This window comes from Methylocystis sp. Se48 (genome assembly GCF_056269425.1).
In genome coordinates this window covers 2324603-2339700 of record NZ_CM149850.1, presented here as the reverse complement: position 1 = coordinate 2339700, position 15098 = coordinate 2324603, and the positions used below count along the sequence as shown (strand labels likewise).

The 15098-nt window shown below is 62.2% G+C and carries 15 protein-coding genes; 11 read left to right on the top strand and 4 right to left on the bottom strand.

Translation table 11 applies throughout. The annotated features are described in order from the left end of the window. Positions 1–130 precede the first annotated feature (130 nt). Complete coding sequence (locus tag ACV959_RS11550; RefSeq protein WP_475736747.1) at positions 131–1630, top strand: phosphomannomutase/phosphoglucomutase; 1500 nt, start codon at positions 131–133, stop codon at positions 1628–1630. Between the two features lie 60 nt (positions 1631–1690). On the opposite strand, the gene ACV959_RS11545 is transcribed toward ACV959_RS11550, so the two are convergent. From ACV959_RS11545 to ACV959_RS11535, 3 genes are all read right to left on the bottom strand, one after another. Continuing rightward, on the bottom strand, positions 1691–2392 hold the full coding sequence (locus ACV959_RS11545; protein ID WP_475736746.1) for a TadE/TadG family type IV pilus assembly protein: 702 nt from the start codon (positions 2390–2392) through the stop codon (positions 1691–1693). A 2-nt stretch (positions 2393–2394) separates the two neighbouring features. Then, positions 2395–3018 (bottom strand): TadE/TadG family type IV pilus assembly protein, encoded by a 624-nt coding sequence (locus tag ACV959_RS11540; RefSeq protein ID WP_475736745.1) that lies wholly within the window; start codon positions 3016–3018, stop codon positions 2395–2397. 159 nt (positions 3019–3177) lie between these two features. After that, positions 3178–3654 (bottom strand): pilus assembly protein N-terminal domain-containing protein, encoded by a 477-nt coding sequence (locus tag ACV959_RS11535; RefSeq protein ID WP_475736744.1) that lies wholly within the window; start codon positions 3652–3654, stop codon positions 3178–3180. A gap of 481 nt (positions 3655–4135) precedes the next feature. Between ACV959_RS11535 and ACV959_RS11530 the strand changes: the two genes are divergently transcribed. The 10 genes from ACV959_RS11530 to cobS all read left to right on the top strand — a co-directional run bounded on the left by ACV959_RS11530 (position 4136) and on the right by cobS (position 13978). Continuing rightward, the gene (locus ACV959_RS11530; RefSeq protein WP_475736743.1) at positions 4136–4300 is read left to right on the top strand and encodes a Flp family type IVb pilin; all 165 of its coding nucleotides are present in this window, start codon (positions 4136–4138) and stop codon (positions 4298–4300) included. Between the two features lie 171 nt (positions 4301–4471). Beyond that, on the top strand, positions 4472–4978 hold the full coding sequence (locus ACV959_RS11525) for an A24 family peptidase (RefSeq protein ID WP_475736742.1): 507 nt from the start codon (positions 4472–4474) through the stop codon (positions 4976–4978). 251 nt (positions 4979–5229) lie between these two features. Further along, positions 5230–6030, top strand: coding sequence for a Flp pilus assembly protein CpaB (cpaB, locus tag ACV959_RS11520; RefSeq protein ID WP_475736741.1), 801 nt, complete (start codon positions 5230–5232; stop codon positions 6028–6030). Positions 6031–6086: 56 nt separating this feature from the next. Next, the gene (locus ACV959_RS11515) at positions 6087–7598 is read left to right on the top strand and encodes a type II and III secretion system protein family protein (RefSeq protein ID WP_475736740.1); all 1512 of its coding nucleotides are present in this window, start codon (positions 6087–6089) and stop codon (positions 7596–7598) included. Between the two features lie 28 nt (positions 7599–7626). Continuing rightward, positions 7627–8400: a CpaD family pilus assembly protein gene (locus tag ACV959_RS11510; protein WP_475736739.1), complete on the top strand. Its 774-nt coding sequence runs from the start codon at positions 7627–7629 to the stop codon at positions 8398–8400. Then, on the top strand, positions 8400–9662 hold the full coding sequence (locus ACV959_RS11505; RefSeq protein WP_475736738.1) for a CpaE/TadZ family protein: 1263 nt from the start codon (positions 8400–8402) through the stop codon (positions 9660–9662). Before ACV959_RS11510 ends, ACV959_RS11505 begins: the two co-directional genes overlap by 1 nt. Before the next feature lie 38 nt (positions 9663–9700). After that, complete coding sequence (locus ACV959_RS11500; protein ID WP_475736737.1) at positions 9701–11134, top strand: CpaF family protein; 1434 nt, start codon at positions 9701–9703, stop codon at positions 11132–11134. Between the two features lie 18 nt (positions 11135–11152). Next, positions 11153–12130 carry a type II secretion system F family protein gene (locus ACV959_RS11495; RefSeq protein ID WP_475736736.1) on the top strand — a complete coding sequence of 326 codons (978 nt, stop codon included), beginning with the start codon at positions 11153–11155 and terminating at the stop codon, positions 12128–12130. Between the two features lie 47 nt (positions 12131–12177). Continuing rightward, on the top strand, positions 12178–13152 hold the full coding sequence (locus ACV959_RS11490) for a type II secretion system F family protein (RefSeq protein WP_475736735.1): 975 nt from the start codon (positions 12178–12180) through the stop codon (positions 13150–13152). Positions 13153–13204: 52 nt separating this feature from the next. Continuing rightward, positions 13205–13978: an adenosylcobinamide-GDP ribazoletransferase gene (cobS, locus tag ACV959_RS11485; RefSeq protein ID WP_475736734.1), complete on the top strand. Its 774-nt coding sequence runs from the start codon at positions 13205–13207 to the stop codon at positions 13976–13978. Between the two features lie 2 nt (positions 13979–13980). Here the strand turns inward: cobS and dusA are convergent, their stop codons facing one another. After that, entirely contained in the window at positions 13981–14988 is a 1008-nt protein-coding gene (dusA, locus tag ACV959_RS11480; protein ID WP_475736733.1) for a tRNA dihydrouridine(20/20a) synthase DusA, read from the bottom strand. Positions 14989–15098 lie beyond the last annotated feature (110 nt).

The following is a 15098-nucleotide window of genomic DNA, read 5'->3' as shown; positions in this document are numbered from 1 at the left end:
ACCGCGCAAACCGCGAAGCGGCAGATCGGCCGGCGGTTGCCCCGCGATCGAGAGGTTGCGGCTGTGCAGGCGGGTCGCGGCGGTGTAAACCGACGGCGATCGCCTGACCTCGCTTCGCCAAGGATCTTTGATGTTTCCCACGCCCGTTCAAAACCTGCGCCCGAATACATTCGATTATGAGCAGAAGCCGCTCGTGAAGCCCACGGGCTTCCGTGAATATGACGCGCGCTGGCAGTTCGGGCCCGAGCTGAATCTGATGGGCGTGCAGGCGCTCGGCATGGGGCTCGGCACGCTGATCCACGAAATGGGCGTCGCGCCGGACCTTGTCACGGGCCACGACTACCGTTCCTATTCCGCGTCCATCAAGCTCGCGCTCATCGCGGGGCTGATGGCTTCCGGCGTGCGCGTGCGCGACATCGGTCTGGCGCTCTCGCCCATGGCCTATTTCGCGCAATTCGACCTCGACGCGCCGGCGGTCGCCATGGTGACGGCCTCGCACAACGACAATGGTTGGACGGGCGTAAAGATGGGCGCGCAGCGCCCCGTGACATTCGGCCCGGAGGAGATGACCCGTCTCAAGGAGATCGTTCTTTCCGGCAAGTTCCGCGAGGCCGGCGGCGGCGCATATCGTTACATCGAGAATTTCGGCGCGCGTTATCTCGACGATCTCTGCCGCCGCCCGAACTTCGCCCGCAAGATGAAGGTCGTCGTCGCCTGCGGCAACGGCACCGCGGGGGCTTTCGCGCCGCAGATGCTCGAGCGCCTCGGCTGCGAGGTGATCCCGCTCGACGTCGAGCCGGATTACACTTTTCCGCGCTACAATCCGAACCCCGAAGACATGGAGATGCTGCACGCGATCGCGGCCAAGGTGCGCGAGACGGGCGCAGACGTCGGGCTCGGCTTCGACGGCGACGGCGACCGTTGCGGCGTGGTGGACAATAACGGCGAGGAGATTTTCGCCGACAAGATCGGCGTGATGCTCGCGCGCGACCTTTCCAAGGTCTATCCGGGCGCCAAATTCGTCGTCGACGTGAAGTCGACAGGGCTTTTCGCCACTGATCCCGAACTCGTCGCGCGCGGCGTGCATACGGACTATTGGAAGACCGGCCACTCTTATATCAAGCGTCGCGTAAACGATCTCAATGCGCTCGCCGGTTTCGAGAAATCCGGCCATTTCTTCTTCAACGCGCCGATCGGCCGCGGCTACGACGACGGGCTGCTGACGGCGGTGCATATTCTCGAAATGCTCGACCGCAACCCCGGAAAGAGCATGGCCGATCTTTACGATGATCTGCCGAAGACCTGGGGCTCGCCGACGATGTCGCCACATTGCGATGACGAGAAGAAATACGACGTCGTCAAGAAGGTCACCGCGCGCATCGAGGCCATGAAGGCGCGGGGCGAACAGTTCATCGGCCAGCCGATCCGCGGCGTGGTGACGGTGAACGGCGTGCGGGTGACGGTTGCCGATGGAACCTGGGGCCTCGTGCGCGCCTCCTCGAACAAGCCGGAACTCGTCGTCGTCGTCGAGAGTCCTGAGTCCGAGACGCGGATGCGGGAGATGTTCGCCGCCATTGACGGGATCTTGCGCGAAAACCCAGAGGTCGGCGCCTATAATCAGACGATCTGACAACAGAGCGCCGGCGTCGCGGGACGCCGGCGGTCGATCGCGCTTCGGACGCTTTGCGGCTCAGGGCGTTCCCTGACAGTTCGTTCCAGAGCTCATGTAATATTGGATGTGGGGCGGCGAGAAAGTGTTTCGTACGGGAGCGTAGCTTGTGCGCGACATCGTCCAGGTCGGCGGCGACCCCCACCTGAAAAGCTCGAAGCTCACGCCCGGCGAATATTGGTAGACAACGTCCGCGACGATCACAGGTCCTTCCGTCGGATTGACGCCGTTCGTGATCTGCGTGTAGCTCGTCGGCATCGTCGTGCTCGAGACCGGCGGCACATTGGCGGCCGTGAGCACCTGGCAGGGGCGCGGCGTCGCGCCGTTGCGCGTCACGGTCCAGACCGTCCGCGCCTGCCAGGACGTCGGGGCGCCGGCGGGCGTGCCGGTGATGTTCACCTCCGAGATCGTCATTTTCAGCGTGTTGGTGGGAAGGGGCGCCATCAGCGTATTCGCCGCCGAAAAGATCGACGTGATATCCGCCTCCGTCAGACCCGCCTGGCCGGTGCTGGCGCCGCCGGTCAACTGCTGCGCCGTCAGATCGGCGAGCGTATGCGCGACGAGATCGAGCTTCTGCGCCGTGCGCATGCCGCGCGACAACTCCACGAGGCCCATGTAAATCATCAGCATGAGCGGCAGGATCAGCGCGAATTCGACCGCCGCGATGCCGCGTTCGTCCCGCCTAAGGCCGGCTCCGGCCGGGAACCATTGAATGCGCGTCATGATCAGGGCTCCACGCGGAAGGCGGCGATGCCCATCAGCATCGTTGTCCAGGCGCCGTTGTACTGCACCTGGCCATTTCGGATCTGGCCGTAGCTCGAACTCTTGAAGACGCTGCCGCCGAGGATGCCGGAAATGACCGTCATGGGATAGGCGATACGAACGATCGCGATCTGTCCCGGCGCGGGCATGTTGATGACCGAGGAGGGCGGATTGGGCGAGTTGTAGAAGTTATTGCCGGTGTCAGCTGCGCCCCAGGTCGCAGGGCTGCGAATGTCCACCATGAGCTTGTCGCAGTCGAACATGGTCGACAGCGTGCCGGGTTTCACGACTCCGCTCGATTTCCAGGTGCAGATATTCTGGTTGATGAACTGCTGGTAGGTAAGGCCCGCGGCGGTGCTGTGCGTCAGCACGGACCGGCTCGCCGTCTCGGTCGCCATCTGCAGCTGCGCGGTGCGGAAGTAAACCGTGCCCGTCTCGAAAATCGCCCCGATGAGGCCGATGAAGGGCACCGAAATCATTGCAAATTCGATCGCTGTCGTTCCCGCGCGGTCGGCGACGAAGCCTTTCCGGCGCGACAAGCCCTTCAACCGCGGAAGTTTGATGTTTGAAAGCAAGTCCGCTGTCATGTCTTTGTCCCGTAGCGCCCGCGGACGGAGAGAGCCTCTCCGTCCCCGCTAGTTCGACACAAACTGACTGCGATTGGTTGCCGGGTCGTTACCCATTTTGTCGATGCTGCGGCTTCCCGGCGCGAAAGCGTTTCGTGGTTACCGGATCCGCTAAAGCTTTTATTTCCGGATCGAGGTCGCCGCGCTGTCGTGCGCCTTCACCGCCTCGATCGCGGTGTTCATATATTGAATGTCGTCGGCGAGATCGACTGCGCGGGCGCATTTGGGAAGGCAGGACAGCGACTCGCGATGCGAACCTCGCTGGACGACGAGCTTGTCTTCCGCCGGCACCACAGTGACGATGGATTCGCCCACCTGCGCGCCGGATTTGTCCAACACGATGAGATTGGTCGTTCCGAAGCTCTTGCCGGTGATGACCATGAGCTGGCTGTTCTTGAGCATGGTCACGTCCGCGATGAGCGGATTGCCGATGACGAGCGTCTGGGCTCCCTGCGGGATTTTCACGATGCGCGCGTAATCGAGGTCGACGCGAATGGCGCGGTCGCCGCCGGCGGCCTCGGCGACGGACGCCTGGAACGCTGCGAATACACAGGCCAGGTACATGGCCCCGCGGAGGATGAACGGAAACGATGTCATGCGGTTCACCATGCAGCGCTGTCGCTCGGCGCTATCCTGCAAGCTCTCTGATCAAATAGTCCCGCGAGTCTTCGACGGGGCAGACGATCGGACCGCCGCTCGAGGCGGCGACGTCGCCCGTCCATTGCGGTTGAAACGACTAAAGCAGCTAATGGTGAACGATTGCTAAAATTTTCTATTTCGCTCGCGGAGGCGTCGCGTCGTTGGCTACGCCGCATCCGGATTTCTCCCATTTCCTAGCTGTAACGGCGCTTTGGACGATGCGGCCGCCGCAGCTTCCCTGCGCGGGAGGCTTGGGCGCTTTCCATCTTCGCGTGAAAGCATGTCGCGATTGCATGTTCAGCGTCAAGATTTCGGCGATTTGGCGCTTTGTCAGTCAACGACTTTGAAAGGTTCGGCGATTAGCTTCAGAGCCGTTCGAGCGGGTCGTCATAAAAGGAGCAGGCCCGACGACATGCAAACACAGATTCGGAGCAGGAACATGAGCAAGATTTTCGCGCGTTTCGTTAAGGACGAGTCGGGCGCCACCGCTATCGAATACGGCCTGATCGCCTCGCTGATCGGCGTCGCCATCATCGCTGGCGTCCGCGCCCTCGGCACGAACCTCTCGGGCACTTTCGCCAAGGTTTCGGGCAACCTCGCCTAAGTTCTCACAGAGAGCGAAACGCGTCGGCGGCCCCGGAAACGGGGCCGTTGGCTTTTCGGCGGTCAAATCAGCGACTTCCCTGCTTAACGGCAGGTTAATGATTTGGCCGCATTCTTCCGCGGCTGGGCGCGTCTGGCGCTCCGCGAGGCAATGTCGGGTTAGGAACGTCCCATGATCGAGGCCGTGGCTCTCGTCGTCTTTCCGATGCTGATGGTTTTTGCGGCCTTTTCCGATCTGTTCACGATGACGATTCCCAACCGGGTGTCGTTGCTGCTGATCCTCTTCTATTTCATTCTCGCTGCCTACCTGCCTTTATCGCTTCACACGTTCGTTATGCATGTCTCATGCGGTCTCGCCATGCTCGCGCTGACCTTCGTGCTCTTCCAGTTCGGCCTGGTCGGCGGCGGCGACGCGAAGCTCGCTTCGGCGACCGCTCTCTGGCTCGGTTGGGAAAACCTGCTGGATTACGGCGTGGTGGCGTCGATCGCGGGCGGCGTGCTGACGCTCGTCATTATCGCGCTGCGCTGGAACGAACTGCCGCGCCGTCTGCTCGATATCGGATTCGTCGAGCGACTGGCGGAAAAGAACAACGGCGTACCCTACGGAATCGCGCTCGCGATCGCGGGACTGATGATCTATCCGCAAACCGGGGTTTGGACGAAGCTAAGCGGCATCTGACCGAAAGCGCCGTAGCCCGCTTCGTTAGGCGGTCGATCGTAAAGCTCTCGGGCTTTTGCGACGAAGACGTTAACGCGCGGACAGCCATTCTTCGAATGAGGCGGGGAAACGGCGCGCAAATTCAGAAATTTAATAAGCTGCCTCACGTTTTTCGATTAACGACAGCTTGTAACATCTGATTAACCCTAATTTGACGTTTATCCGCTTCAATCGTGTCCAACCTCGATTTGGCGAGGCTTGGATATTGCACGATGAACAAGGCACAAATCGCAGTTCTCGCAGTCGCAGTGGCCGCCGGCGGCGCCGCGTTCATGATGATGAACAGCTCGAGCCCGCCGCCGGAAGTGCCGGTCGTAGCGCCGCAGCCCGTCAATACCGATCAGGTCCTCGTCGCCGCGCGCGATTTGCCTTATGGCACGGAACTTACCGACGCTGACACCAATTGGGTCGATTGGCCGAAAGGCTCCGTTCCAGTCGGCGCGATCTCCAAAAGCGAGGCTCCCAACGCCAAGGAGGACGTCAAGTCCTCCTATGTCCGCATCCCGTTTTCGGGCGGCGAGCCGATTCGCAAGGAGCGTCTCGTCAAGGGCGTTACGGCGGGTTTGATGTCGACCATGCTGTCGCCGGGCAAGCGGGCGATCGCGATCGACGTGACGCTGAACAACACCGCCGGCGGCTTCATCCTCCCGAATGATCGCGTCGACGTGATCCGCACATATCGCGACACGGAAGCGACCAAGGATCTTGGACACGAAGTCTACAACTCGGAAGTGGTGCTTTCGAACGTGCGCGTCCTGGCTATGGGCCAGACAGTCGAAAAGAAGGGCGCGGAGCCGGTCGTCACGGGATCGACCGCGACCCTTGAGCTCGATCCGCATCAGGCAGAGCAGGTGATTCTCGCCCAGCGCACTGGACAGCTCGTGTTGTCGTTGAGACCGATCACTGACGCCATCGTCAAGGACGCAGCGGCTGAAACGCCGGCCGACTCCGGAACCGACGAGACGCTAACGGTCGTCCGGCACGGCGTCGCATCAAATATGAGAATGAAATGAGCGCCCCGATGAAGCCCTTACATCTCGAACACGTCAGCAAACGAGGAGCGCCGCATATGAGCCGCCTCATGCATAACATCGTCGGCGCCGCGCTGACCACGGTGGCGATCGCGACGGCGACCGCAATCGTCCCGGCCAGCGCACAGGGGCAGCGCGTGGGCGTCGAGTCCGACGACAGCGCCCTGATCGCGCGGCGGATCTCGATGGGGCAGGGCAAATCGATCATCGTCGACCTTCCGCGCGACGTCGTGGAAGTCGTGGTCGGAAATCCCAAGGTCGCGGACGCTGTCGTGCGCACGCCGCGCAAAATCTACATCATGGGTAACGAAGCCGGCCAGACGACGATCTTCGCCGTCGACGCCAATGGACGGCAAGTGGCCAATCTCGAGATCAGCATCGGTCGCGACGTCGGCGAACTGATGCCGCTTCTCAAGGCCGCTCTTCCCAAATCGAACATCACCGCGCGCACGGTCAACGACGTCATCATACTGACGGGCACCGTTAGCTCGGCGGGCGAGGCGCAGCGCGCGGTCGATATCGCCAAGGGATTCGCCTCGCGCGCAATGGGCGGCGGCGGCGCGGGCGCCGTTTCTGGCGGCACGCCTGCTACGGCGGCTCCCGGCGGCGTCGGCGGATCCGCGGACGGCAACGTCATCAACGCCATGACAATCCGCGGCGAAGACCAGGTCATGCTCAAGGTGACCGTCGCCGAGGTCGAGCGGAAAGTCCTCAAGCAGCTCGGTTTCTCTGCGCAGTCCGGCGGCGAAACCTTGCTGAACGGCAACTGGGGACGTCTGGTGCAGGAGAATCCCTTCGCCATCAACTCCGTCCAGAGCGCAAGCGGACTCCTCATCAACGGCCCCAACGGCACGCAGGCGACGTTGAAAGCCTTCGAGCGCTATGGCGTTTCGCGCCTGCTTGCGGAACCGACCGTGACTGCGGTTTCAGGCGAATCCGCAAAGATGCTCATCGGCGGCGAAATTCCGGTGCCGGGCTCCGGCGGATGTACATTCTTCACCGGCGGCAATCAGCAGCCCGTTTGTACGCCCGGCATCGTGTTCAAATCCTACGGCGTATCGCTGAACTTCATTCCGGTCGTTTTGTCGGAAGGACGTATTTCGCTGCGTCTCGCCGCGGAGGTGACCGAAGTCGATCTTCAGAGCACCTTCACCTACGCCAACGTGTCTGTTCCCGGCTTCAAGACCCGCAAGAACGAGACCACGGTCGAACTGCCGTCAGGCGGCTCGATCGCTTCCGCGGGCTTACTGACGCAGAAATCCGCTCAGGCCATCACCGGCCTTCCGGGGCTGCTCAATCTGCCGATCCTGGGCACGCTGTTCCGCTCGCGCGACTATCTACGCAATGAAACCGAGTTGCTGATGATCGTCACGCCCTACATCGTGCGGCCTGTGACGCAGCAGGAAATCTCGAAGCCAGACGACGGCTTCGCAGACGCTTCGGACCCGCAAGGCTGGCTGCTCGGCCGAATGAACCGGATTTATTCGTCGCGAAACAATCCGCAGATGATGCAGAACTTCAAGGGCCGTATCGGCTTCATTCACGATTGACGCTCGACGGCCGCGAGGGATGACGACAATGTCGACCAAACTGAAAATGGCGAAGACGCAAGGCGGCTTTGCAACGCATGTGAAGCGCCTGGGCGCGCTTCGCAGCGGGGGCTTACTTGCGTTGTTGTTGGCGGCGCCGCTCGGCGCCTGCGGTGTGCAGCGGACCTTGCCGCCTCCCGCGACGCCGTACGATTACCACGATCGGCATCCGGTCATTTTGAGCGACGCGCCGCATGTCCTCGACGTTTTCCCGTCGAGCCGGCACGGCAGAGTCGACCAGGAAACGGCAGGCCGCATTCGCGAGTTCGTCGCGAGGTACAACGAACTGGGCCACGGTCAGGTCACGATGCTCACGCCGGTCGGCAGCGGCGCCGCGGTCGCGACCGCGAGCGAAGCCGGCGCCGTGCGGCGTGCTTTGGCGTCGGCGGGTTTGCGCGGCAACATCATGGTAGGAACCTACCAAGTTACCGATCCCCAGCTCGGAGCGCCGATCCGGCTGTCATTCCAGTCCCTGAAGGCGAAAGTCGGCCACCGTTGCGGCGAATGGCCGAGAGATCTCGCTTCGGGCAGCACGCTCGACGGATGGCAGAACGAGTCGTACTGGAATTTCGGTTGCGCGTCCCAGGCGACGCTCGCCGCTCAGGTCGCCGATCCGCGCGATCTCGCAAATCCGCGCGGCGAAACGCCCGCCGACATCGAGATGCGGATGCGCGGCATCAACCGTATGCGCATGGGCACGGATCCGAGCACGATGTGGCGCCTCAAAGCGACAGACATCAGCAATGTGGGGGGTGGCTCGTAATGACCGATACAGCAGTCGAACGCGCGTCGCTCAACGACGTGACGAGCCAGATCGCGCCTGTCCCGAGAATTTCGATTCAGGCGTTCTGCGAGTCGCCGGACGTCGCGCAGGTTGTCGAGGACGCGGCGATGGACCGCCGCATGGCGAAAGCTCATGTGAAGGTTCACATGGGCGGGGTCGCGGCCGCGATCGAAGCCTATCGATCCGCGCCGACGCCCAACCTGATCGTGCTGGAGACGTTTGCCGATCGCGCGACGCTCATCGAGCAGCTCGACAGCCTCGCCGAGTTTTGCGACGCCGGCACGAAGGTGATGGTCGTCGGGCATGAAAACGATATTGCGCTCTACCGTGAGCTGACCTCGCGCGGCGTCAGCGATTACGTTGTCGCGCCGCTCGATATTCTCGGGTTCATCAGCCAGGTCTCGCATCTGTATAACGGGCCGAGCGCCGAGGTTCTCGGCCGCGTCGTCGCAGTCGCCGGCGCCAAAGGCGGAGTAGGAGCGTCGACGATCGCGCACAATCTCGCCTGGTCGATTTCGCGGCTCCTCGAATATCAGACCGTCATCGTCGACCTCGATTTACCTTTCGGCACGACGGGCCTCGACTTCAATCAGGACCCGCCCCAGGGGATCGCAGATGCGGTGTTTTCTCCGGAGCGTCTGGACAGCAATTTCGTCGATCGCCTTCTGTCGAAGTGCAGCGATACGCTGAGCATTCTCGCCGCTCCGGCGACGGTTGACCGTCTTTACGATTTACCGGAGCAGGCGTTCGACGCCACTCTCGACATCCTTCGTTCGACGACGCCGTGTACGGTTCTTGACGTGCCGCACCAGTGGTCCGCATGGACCAAACGGGTCCTTGTCGCCGCCGACGAAGTCGTGATCGTGGCCTCGCCGGATCTCGCAAATCTGCGCAACACGAAGACGATTATCGATTCGCTTCGCGCGGCGCGCGTCAACGACCATCCCCCGCGCGTGATCCTCAATATGGTCGGCGTTCCTCGACGTCCGGAGATTTCCATCTCCGAGTTCGCAAAGGCGATCGAGATCGAACCGTTCGGGGTCGTGCCGTTCGAGGCAAAGCTTTTCGGCACGGCGGCGAACAATGGTCAAATGCTGGCGGAAGTGGAAGCGGGCTCGAAGATCGTTGAAACGCTTGACGATGCGGGTCGTGCGCTGATGGGACGCGTGACGGCGCGGCGCGCCAGGAAGACTCTTCTGTCGCCGCTCCTTGAGCGTTTCTCGCGTAAAAAAGCGAGCTGAAGGCGGCGCGCAACGGCATGACGCAAGGATAATCGGCAATGTTCGGAAAGCGTACGAATGTCGGCGATACGTCGGCCCGCCCGCGCGGGTCCGCCGCGGCTCCGGCGGTGAAGCCTCAATTGCCGCTCCCGGCGCCCTCCAGCGTCGAAGCGTCGGCGGCCCCGCCTCAGCCGGAACAGAAGAAATCCGAAGAGTATTACATCACGAAAAGCGTCATCTTCGGCGCGCTCATCGAAGCGATCGACCTCGCGCAACTCTCGAAGCTCGATCCGGAGAACGCGCGCGAGGAAATTCGCGACATCGTGAACGAAATCATCGCGATCAAGAACGTGGTGATGTCGATCGCAGAGCAAGAGGAATTGCTCGACGATATCTGTAACGACGTTCTCGGTTACGGTCCGCTGGAACCCTTGCTGGCGCGCGACGACATCGCCGATATCATGGTGAATGGCGCATTCAAGACCTATATCGAAGTCGGCGGCAAAATTCAGCTTACCAACATCCGGTTTCGCGACAATTCGCAGCTGATGAATATTTGTCAGCGCATCGTGTCGCAAGTTGGCCGCCGCGTCGACGAGTCGTCGCCGATCTGCGACGCGCGTCTGCTCGATGGTTCCCGCGTGAACGTCATCGCGCCGCCGCTGGCGATCGACGGTCCGGCGCTGACAATTCGTAAGTTCAAAAAGGACAAACTTACCCTCGATCAGCTCATCAAATTTGGCGCAATTTCGCCTGAAGGCGGCGAAGTGCTGAAAATCATCGGCCGCGTGCGCTGCAATGTTCTGATTTCCGGGGGCACGGGCTCCGGCAAGACGACGCTTCTCAATTGTTTGACAAACTACATCGAAGCGGATGAGCGCGTCATCACCTGCGAGGACGCCGCCGAGCTTCAACTCCAGCAGCCGCATGTGGTGCGTCTTGAAACGCGTCCGCCGAACCTGGAGGGGCAGGGCGCCGTAACCATGCGCGACTTGGTCAAGAACTGTCTGCGTATGCGTCCCGAACGCATCATCGTGGGCGAGGTTCGTGGACCCGAAGCCTTCGACCTTCTGCAAGCGATGAACACTGGTCACGATGGTTCGATGGGCACGCTGCACGCCAACTCGCCGCGCGAAGCGCTGGGACGTCTCGAGTCGATGATCACCATGGGCGGGTTTTCTCTGCCTGCTAAGACAATTCGCGATATGATCGTTTCCTCGGTCGATGTGATCATCCAAGCCGCGCGCCTGCGCGATGGTTCACGCCGCATTACGCATATTACGGAGGTCATGGGCCTCGAAGGCGAAGTGGTGACGATGCAGGATCTGTTCGTCTACGAGATTTTGGGCGAAGATGCGAATGGCAAGATCATCGGCCGCCATCGGTCTACCGGGATCGGCCGGCCGCGGTTTTGGGAGCGCGCGCGGTATTATGGCGAGGATGAGCGACTCGCTGCGGCGCTCGACGCGTCGGAAGTGCGTGACGAGGAATAAAAACGAAGGAGTTGCGCCATGGACCGCCAGATCGCCGTCGTTGTTCTGATAGGCGTCGCCGTCGCGGCGCTGATGTACGCTTTCGTTTATCCTTATCTCTCTGGCGACATCAAGGCGCAGAAGCGGCAGGCGGCTCTCACGAGCGGATCCGCCGAGCGCGGCGCGTCGTCGCGCGGCGGCGTCGATCCTGCGAAGCGGCGCAAGGCGATCGCTGAAAGCCTCAAGGAGGTCGAGGAGAAGAACAAAAAGAAGAGGGTCGATCTGGAGCAGCGGATCATGCAAGCGGGCCTCACGGTGTCGAAGGAGGCATTCTTGCTGGGGTCCGTCGTTTTTGGGCTCTTGTTCGGATTTTTCCTCTATGTCGTCAACGGGGATCCCTTGGTCGCCATCGGCGGCGTTGGCGTCGGCGTGCTCGGTCTTCCGAACTGGCTGCTTTCATTTCTTCGCAAGCGGCGCATCGGTAAGTTCATCGAGGAATTTCCCGGCGCGATCGATGTCATCATCCGCGGCGTGAAAGCGGGTCTGCCTGTCGCCGACTGTTTCCGAGTCATCGCGAGCGAAGGGCAAGAGCCCGTAAAGAGCGAGTTCCGGCGCATTGTTGAATCGTCTGCGATCGGGCTGTCGATCGGCGAAGCGGTTGAGCGCTTCGCGGAACGCGTTCCTGTGCCGGAGGCGTCGTTCTTCTCCATTGTCATCAATATTCAACAAAAGTCCGGCGGCAATCTGTCGGAGGCGCTTGGCAATCTTTCGCGGGTTCTGCGCGATCGCAAGAAGATGAAAGGCAAGGTTAAGGCGATGTCGTCGGAGGCGAAGGCCTCGGCCGGCATCATCGGCAGTTTGCCCTTTCTCGTCGGCGGAGCGGTCTATCTCACGACCCCTTCCTATATGATGGTTCTGTTCACGACGAACATCGGGAAGGTGATCATCGCCTGCGGTCTGTTCTGGATGGCGATCGGGGTGTTCATCATGCGCAAGATGATTAACTTCGATATTTGACTTAAACGTCTTCAAAGGAAGGCGTCGGGGTCGACAAGGCGGACAAGATGGAAGAAATTCTCGAGAAGGCGACAAGTTCGCAGTTTGTCGTCAGCGCATTGACGGCCGTGGCGGTCGTCGCGACGATCATCACGCTCGCGATGCCGTTCCTGAGCAATGACTCGCTGGCCCGGCGCATGAAAAGCGTTTCCAGCGAGCGCGAGAGAATTCGCCAGCGCGAGCGCGCGCTCGCCAAGAGCCAGCAGAGCAAGGGCCTGAGGCAGGAGCCGAAGGCCTTCATGAAGAATATCGTCGACAAATTCTCGCTCTCGAAATGGCTCAACACGGAGGATTCGAAGATGAAGCTCGCTTCGGCGGGCTTTCGCGGGCCTCAGGCTGAGATTGCTTTTCTGTTTTTCCGCCTGGTGGCGCCGATCGTCTTCCTGCTGGCGGCGGTGTTCTATATTTTCGTGCTCGGCGATCCCGAGATGGGAGGGTTGTTGCAGGCCGCGATCGTCATCGGCGCGACTTATTTTGGCGTGAAAGCGCCGGAGCTGTTCCTGAGCAATACGATCGCGAACCGTCAGCTGTCGATGCAACGCGCCTTCCCCGACGCACTCGACCTGATGCTGATTTGCGTCGAGTCGGGCATGTCGATCGAACACGCGTTCCGCAAGGTCGGGCAGGAGATCGGCGCGCAGTCCATTCCGCTTGCCGAGGAGTTCGCGCTCGCGACGGCGGAGCTCTCCTATCTCCCCGACCGCCGCACGGCTTACACAAATCTCGCGGCCCGCACCGGCCTCGAAGGCGTCAAGCAGATTGCGACGGTGCTGATCCAGGCTGAAAAATACGGCACGCCGCTCGGTCAGGCGCTGCGCATCACTGCGCAGGAAAGCCGCGACATGCGCATGATGGAGGCGGAAAAGAAGGCGGCGGCGTTGCCGCCGAAGCTCACCGTTCCGATGATCGTCTTTTTCCTGCCGGTTCTCATGGTTGTGGTTCTGTCGCCTGCAGCGATTCAGGTGATGCAGACTGCCGGCTGAGGTTTTCGCGGAAGGCGCTCGACACGGGCGGCGCCTTCGGCGAAAAAAGGGCATGCACGCTTCGATCGCCGACGACATTCGCGACTGCCTGCGGTTTTACTCCCGCCTTCCCGTAGGCGCGGGCCGCGACGGGCGCGTCATGCCCGATTTCTCGCGCGCGGCGTGGGCGACGCCGATCGCCGGCGCGATCATTGGCGCGATCGGCGGCGCGACGCTTCTCGCCGGATCATTGCTACACACGCCGCCGCTCGTGTCCGCGATTTGCGCCATTGGCGCGTTGACGCTCGCGACGGGCGCCCTCCACGAGGACGGACTCGCCGACGTTGCGGATGGCTTCGGGGGCGGCGTGAACCGGGAACAGAAGCTCGCGATCATGCGCGACAGCCGGTTGGGCGCGTTTGGCGCGGTCGCGCTTTGCATCGCGATTTCCTGTCGCGTTTTCGCCCTTGCCGCAATTGTCGAGCAGGGCGTCTTCCTGGCGGCTTTTTCGGTTGTCGCAAGCTCGGCCGTATCGCGCGTGGCGGGCCTTGGGCCGCTGATGACCTTGTTGCCGGCGCGGGCGGACGGCGCTGGGTCGGCGGCCGCGCCGCCGGCGCCTTCGGCGATGCGGCTCGCGCTTTACATTGCCGCGGGCCTTGGCCTTGCGCCATTTTTCGGCGGCGCGACGCTGGCGCAAACCGTCGTGGCGTCAATGGCGGCTTTCGCGGCCGCGGCGGGCGTGTCGAAACTCGCGCAGAAGCAGATCGGCGGCTACACCGGCGACGTGCTTGGCGCTGCGCAACAGGCGGCCGAGATCGCCGCGCTCGTCGCGCTGTCGGCGCGCTGAAATCAGGCGGCCGAGGCCTCCCGCATCCTCTCCACGGCGTTCCGCACTTCGGAGACGGCGGCGCGGAGGACTTCAGGTCCCGCGCCGGGACGTGCCGCCTCTAGGGCCAGCTTTCGGCGGTAGCTTCGCGCGCCCGGCAGGCCGGCGAACAGGCCAAGAAGGTGGCGCGTCATGTTCGAGAGCTTTTCGCCTTTGGCGCATTCGCGCTCGATATAAGGGAGGAACGCGTCGACCGCTGCGAAGCAGTCGGCGAAGGGGGCGGGCGCGCCGAAAAGCTCCGGATCGACCGCGAGAAGCAGGCCGGGGTCGTGGTAGGCGGCCCGTCCGATCATGACGCCGTCGACGGCCGCGAGCTGCTCGCGAATCTGGTCGAGCGTCGTCAGGCCACCGTTGATGGCGATCGGCGTCTCGCAGAACGCCTTTTTCAGCCGGTGGACGAGCGGATAGTCCAGCGGCGGAACGTCACGGTTTTCCTTTGGCGAAAGCCCTTGCAGCCAGGCCTTTCGCGCATGGACGAAGAGGGCGTCGACGCCCGCCTCGACGCAATGCGCCGCCATGTCGAAGAGGGCTTTCTCGGGTTCCTGGTCGTCGACGCCGATGCGGCATTTGACCGTGACCGGAAGCGAGACGGCGTCCTTCATCGCCTTCACGCAGTCCGCGACAAGCGCGGGGGTCAGCATCAGGCAGGCGCCGAACGCGCCATTCTGGACGCGGTCCGAGGGACAGCCGACGTTGAGGTTGACCTCGCAATAGCCGAAATCCGCGACGATGCGCGCCGCCTGCGCGAGCCGCGCCGGATCAGAGCCGCCGAGCTGGAAGGCGACGGGCTGTTCGAAGGCGTCGAAGCCCATGAGCCGCGGTCGGTCGCCGTGGATCGCCGCGCCTGCGGTCAGCATCTCCGTATAAAGCCGCGCCCGCCGGGAGAGCAGACGGTGGAAATAGCGGCAATGGCGATCCGTCCAGTCCATCATCGGCGCAACGGCGAATCTAATATCTTGATTTGTCAGCATTTTCTGTTTAGTCTCAACGGCGTAGGTCGCGTCGTGTGCACTCCATTCTACGCCTCGATACGACACTTTTCGCTACCTTTCGATCTTTCAGTGCACACAGAGCGCACACG

What these genes read in the sequence shown, in the direction of transcription:
- ACV959_RS11550 (WP_475736747.1), top strand. Translation starts at nt 131, where the DNA reads ATGTTTCCCACGCCCGTTCAAAACCTGCGCCCGAATACATTCGATTAT.
- ACV959_RS11545 (WP_475736746.1), bottom strand. Translation starts at nt 2,392, where the DNA reads ATGACGCGCATTCAATGGTTCCCGGCCGGAGCCGGCCTTAGGCGGGAC.
- ACV959_RS11540 (WP_475736745.1), bottom strand. Translation starts at nt 3,018, where the DNA reads ATGACAGCGGACTTGCTTTCAAACATCAAACTTCCGCGGTTGAAGGGC.
- ACV959_RS11535 (WP_475736744.1), bottom strand. Translation starts at nt 3,654, where the DNA reads ATGACATCGTTTCCGTTCATCCTCCGCGGGGCCATGTACCTGGCCTGT.
- ACV959_RS11530 (WP_475736743.1), top strand. Translation starts at nt 4,136, where the DNA reads ATGAGCAAGATTTTCGCGCGTTTCGTTAAGGACGAGTCGGGCGCCACC.
- ACV959_RS11525 (WP_475736742.1), top strand. Translation starts at nt 4,472, where the DNA reads ATGATCGAGGCCGTGGCTCTCGTCGTCTTTCCGATGCTGATGGTTTTT.
- cpaB (WP_475736741.1), top strand. Translation starts at nt 5,230, where the DNA reads ATGAACAAGGCACAAATCGCAGTTCTCGCAGTCGCAGTGGCCGCCGGC.
- ACV959_RS11515 (WP_475736740.1), top strand. Translation starts at nt 6,087, where the DNA reads ATGAGCCGCCTCATGCATAACATCGTCGGCGCCGCGCTGACCACGGTG.
- ACV959_RS11510 (WP_475736739.1), top strand. Translation starts at nt 7,627, where the DNA reads ATGTCGACCAAACTGAAAATGGCGAAGACGCAAGGCGGCTTTGCAACG.
- ACV959_RS11505 (WP_475736738.1), top strand. Translation starts at nt 8,400, where the DNA reads ATGACCGATACAGCAGTCGAACGCGCGTCGCTCAACGACGTGACGAGC.
- ACV959_RS11500 (WP_475736737.1), top strand. Translation starts at nt 9,701, where the DNA reads ATGTTCGGAAAGCGTACGAATGTCGGCGATACGTCGGCCCGCCCGCGC.
- ACV959_RS11495 (WP_475736736.1), top strand. Translation starts at nt 11,153, where the DNA reads ATGGACCGCCAGATCGCCGTCGTTGTTCTGATAGGCGTCGCCGTCGCG.
- ACV959_RS11490 (WP_475736735.1), top strand. Translation starts at nt 12,178, where the DNA reads ATGGAAGAAATTCTCGAGAAGGCGACAAGTTCGCAGTTTGTCGTCAGC.
- cobS (WP_475736734.1), top strand. Translation starts at nt 13,205, where the DNA reads ATGCACGCTTCGATCGCCGACGACATTCGCGACTGCCTGCGGTTTTAC.
- dusA (WP_475736733.1), bottom strand. Translation starts at nt 14,988, where the DNA reads ATGCTGACAAATCAAGATATTAGATTCGCCGTTGCGCCGATGATGGAC.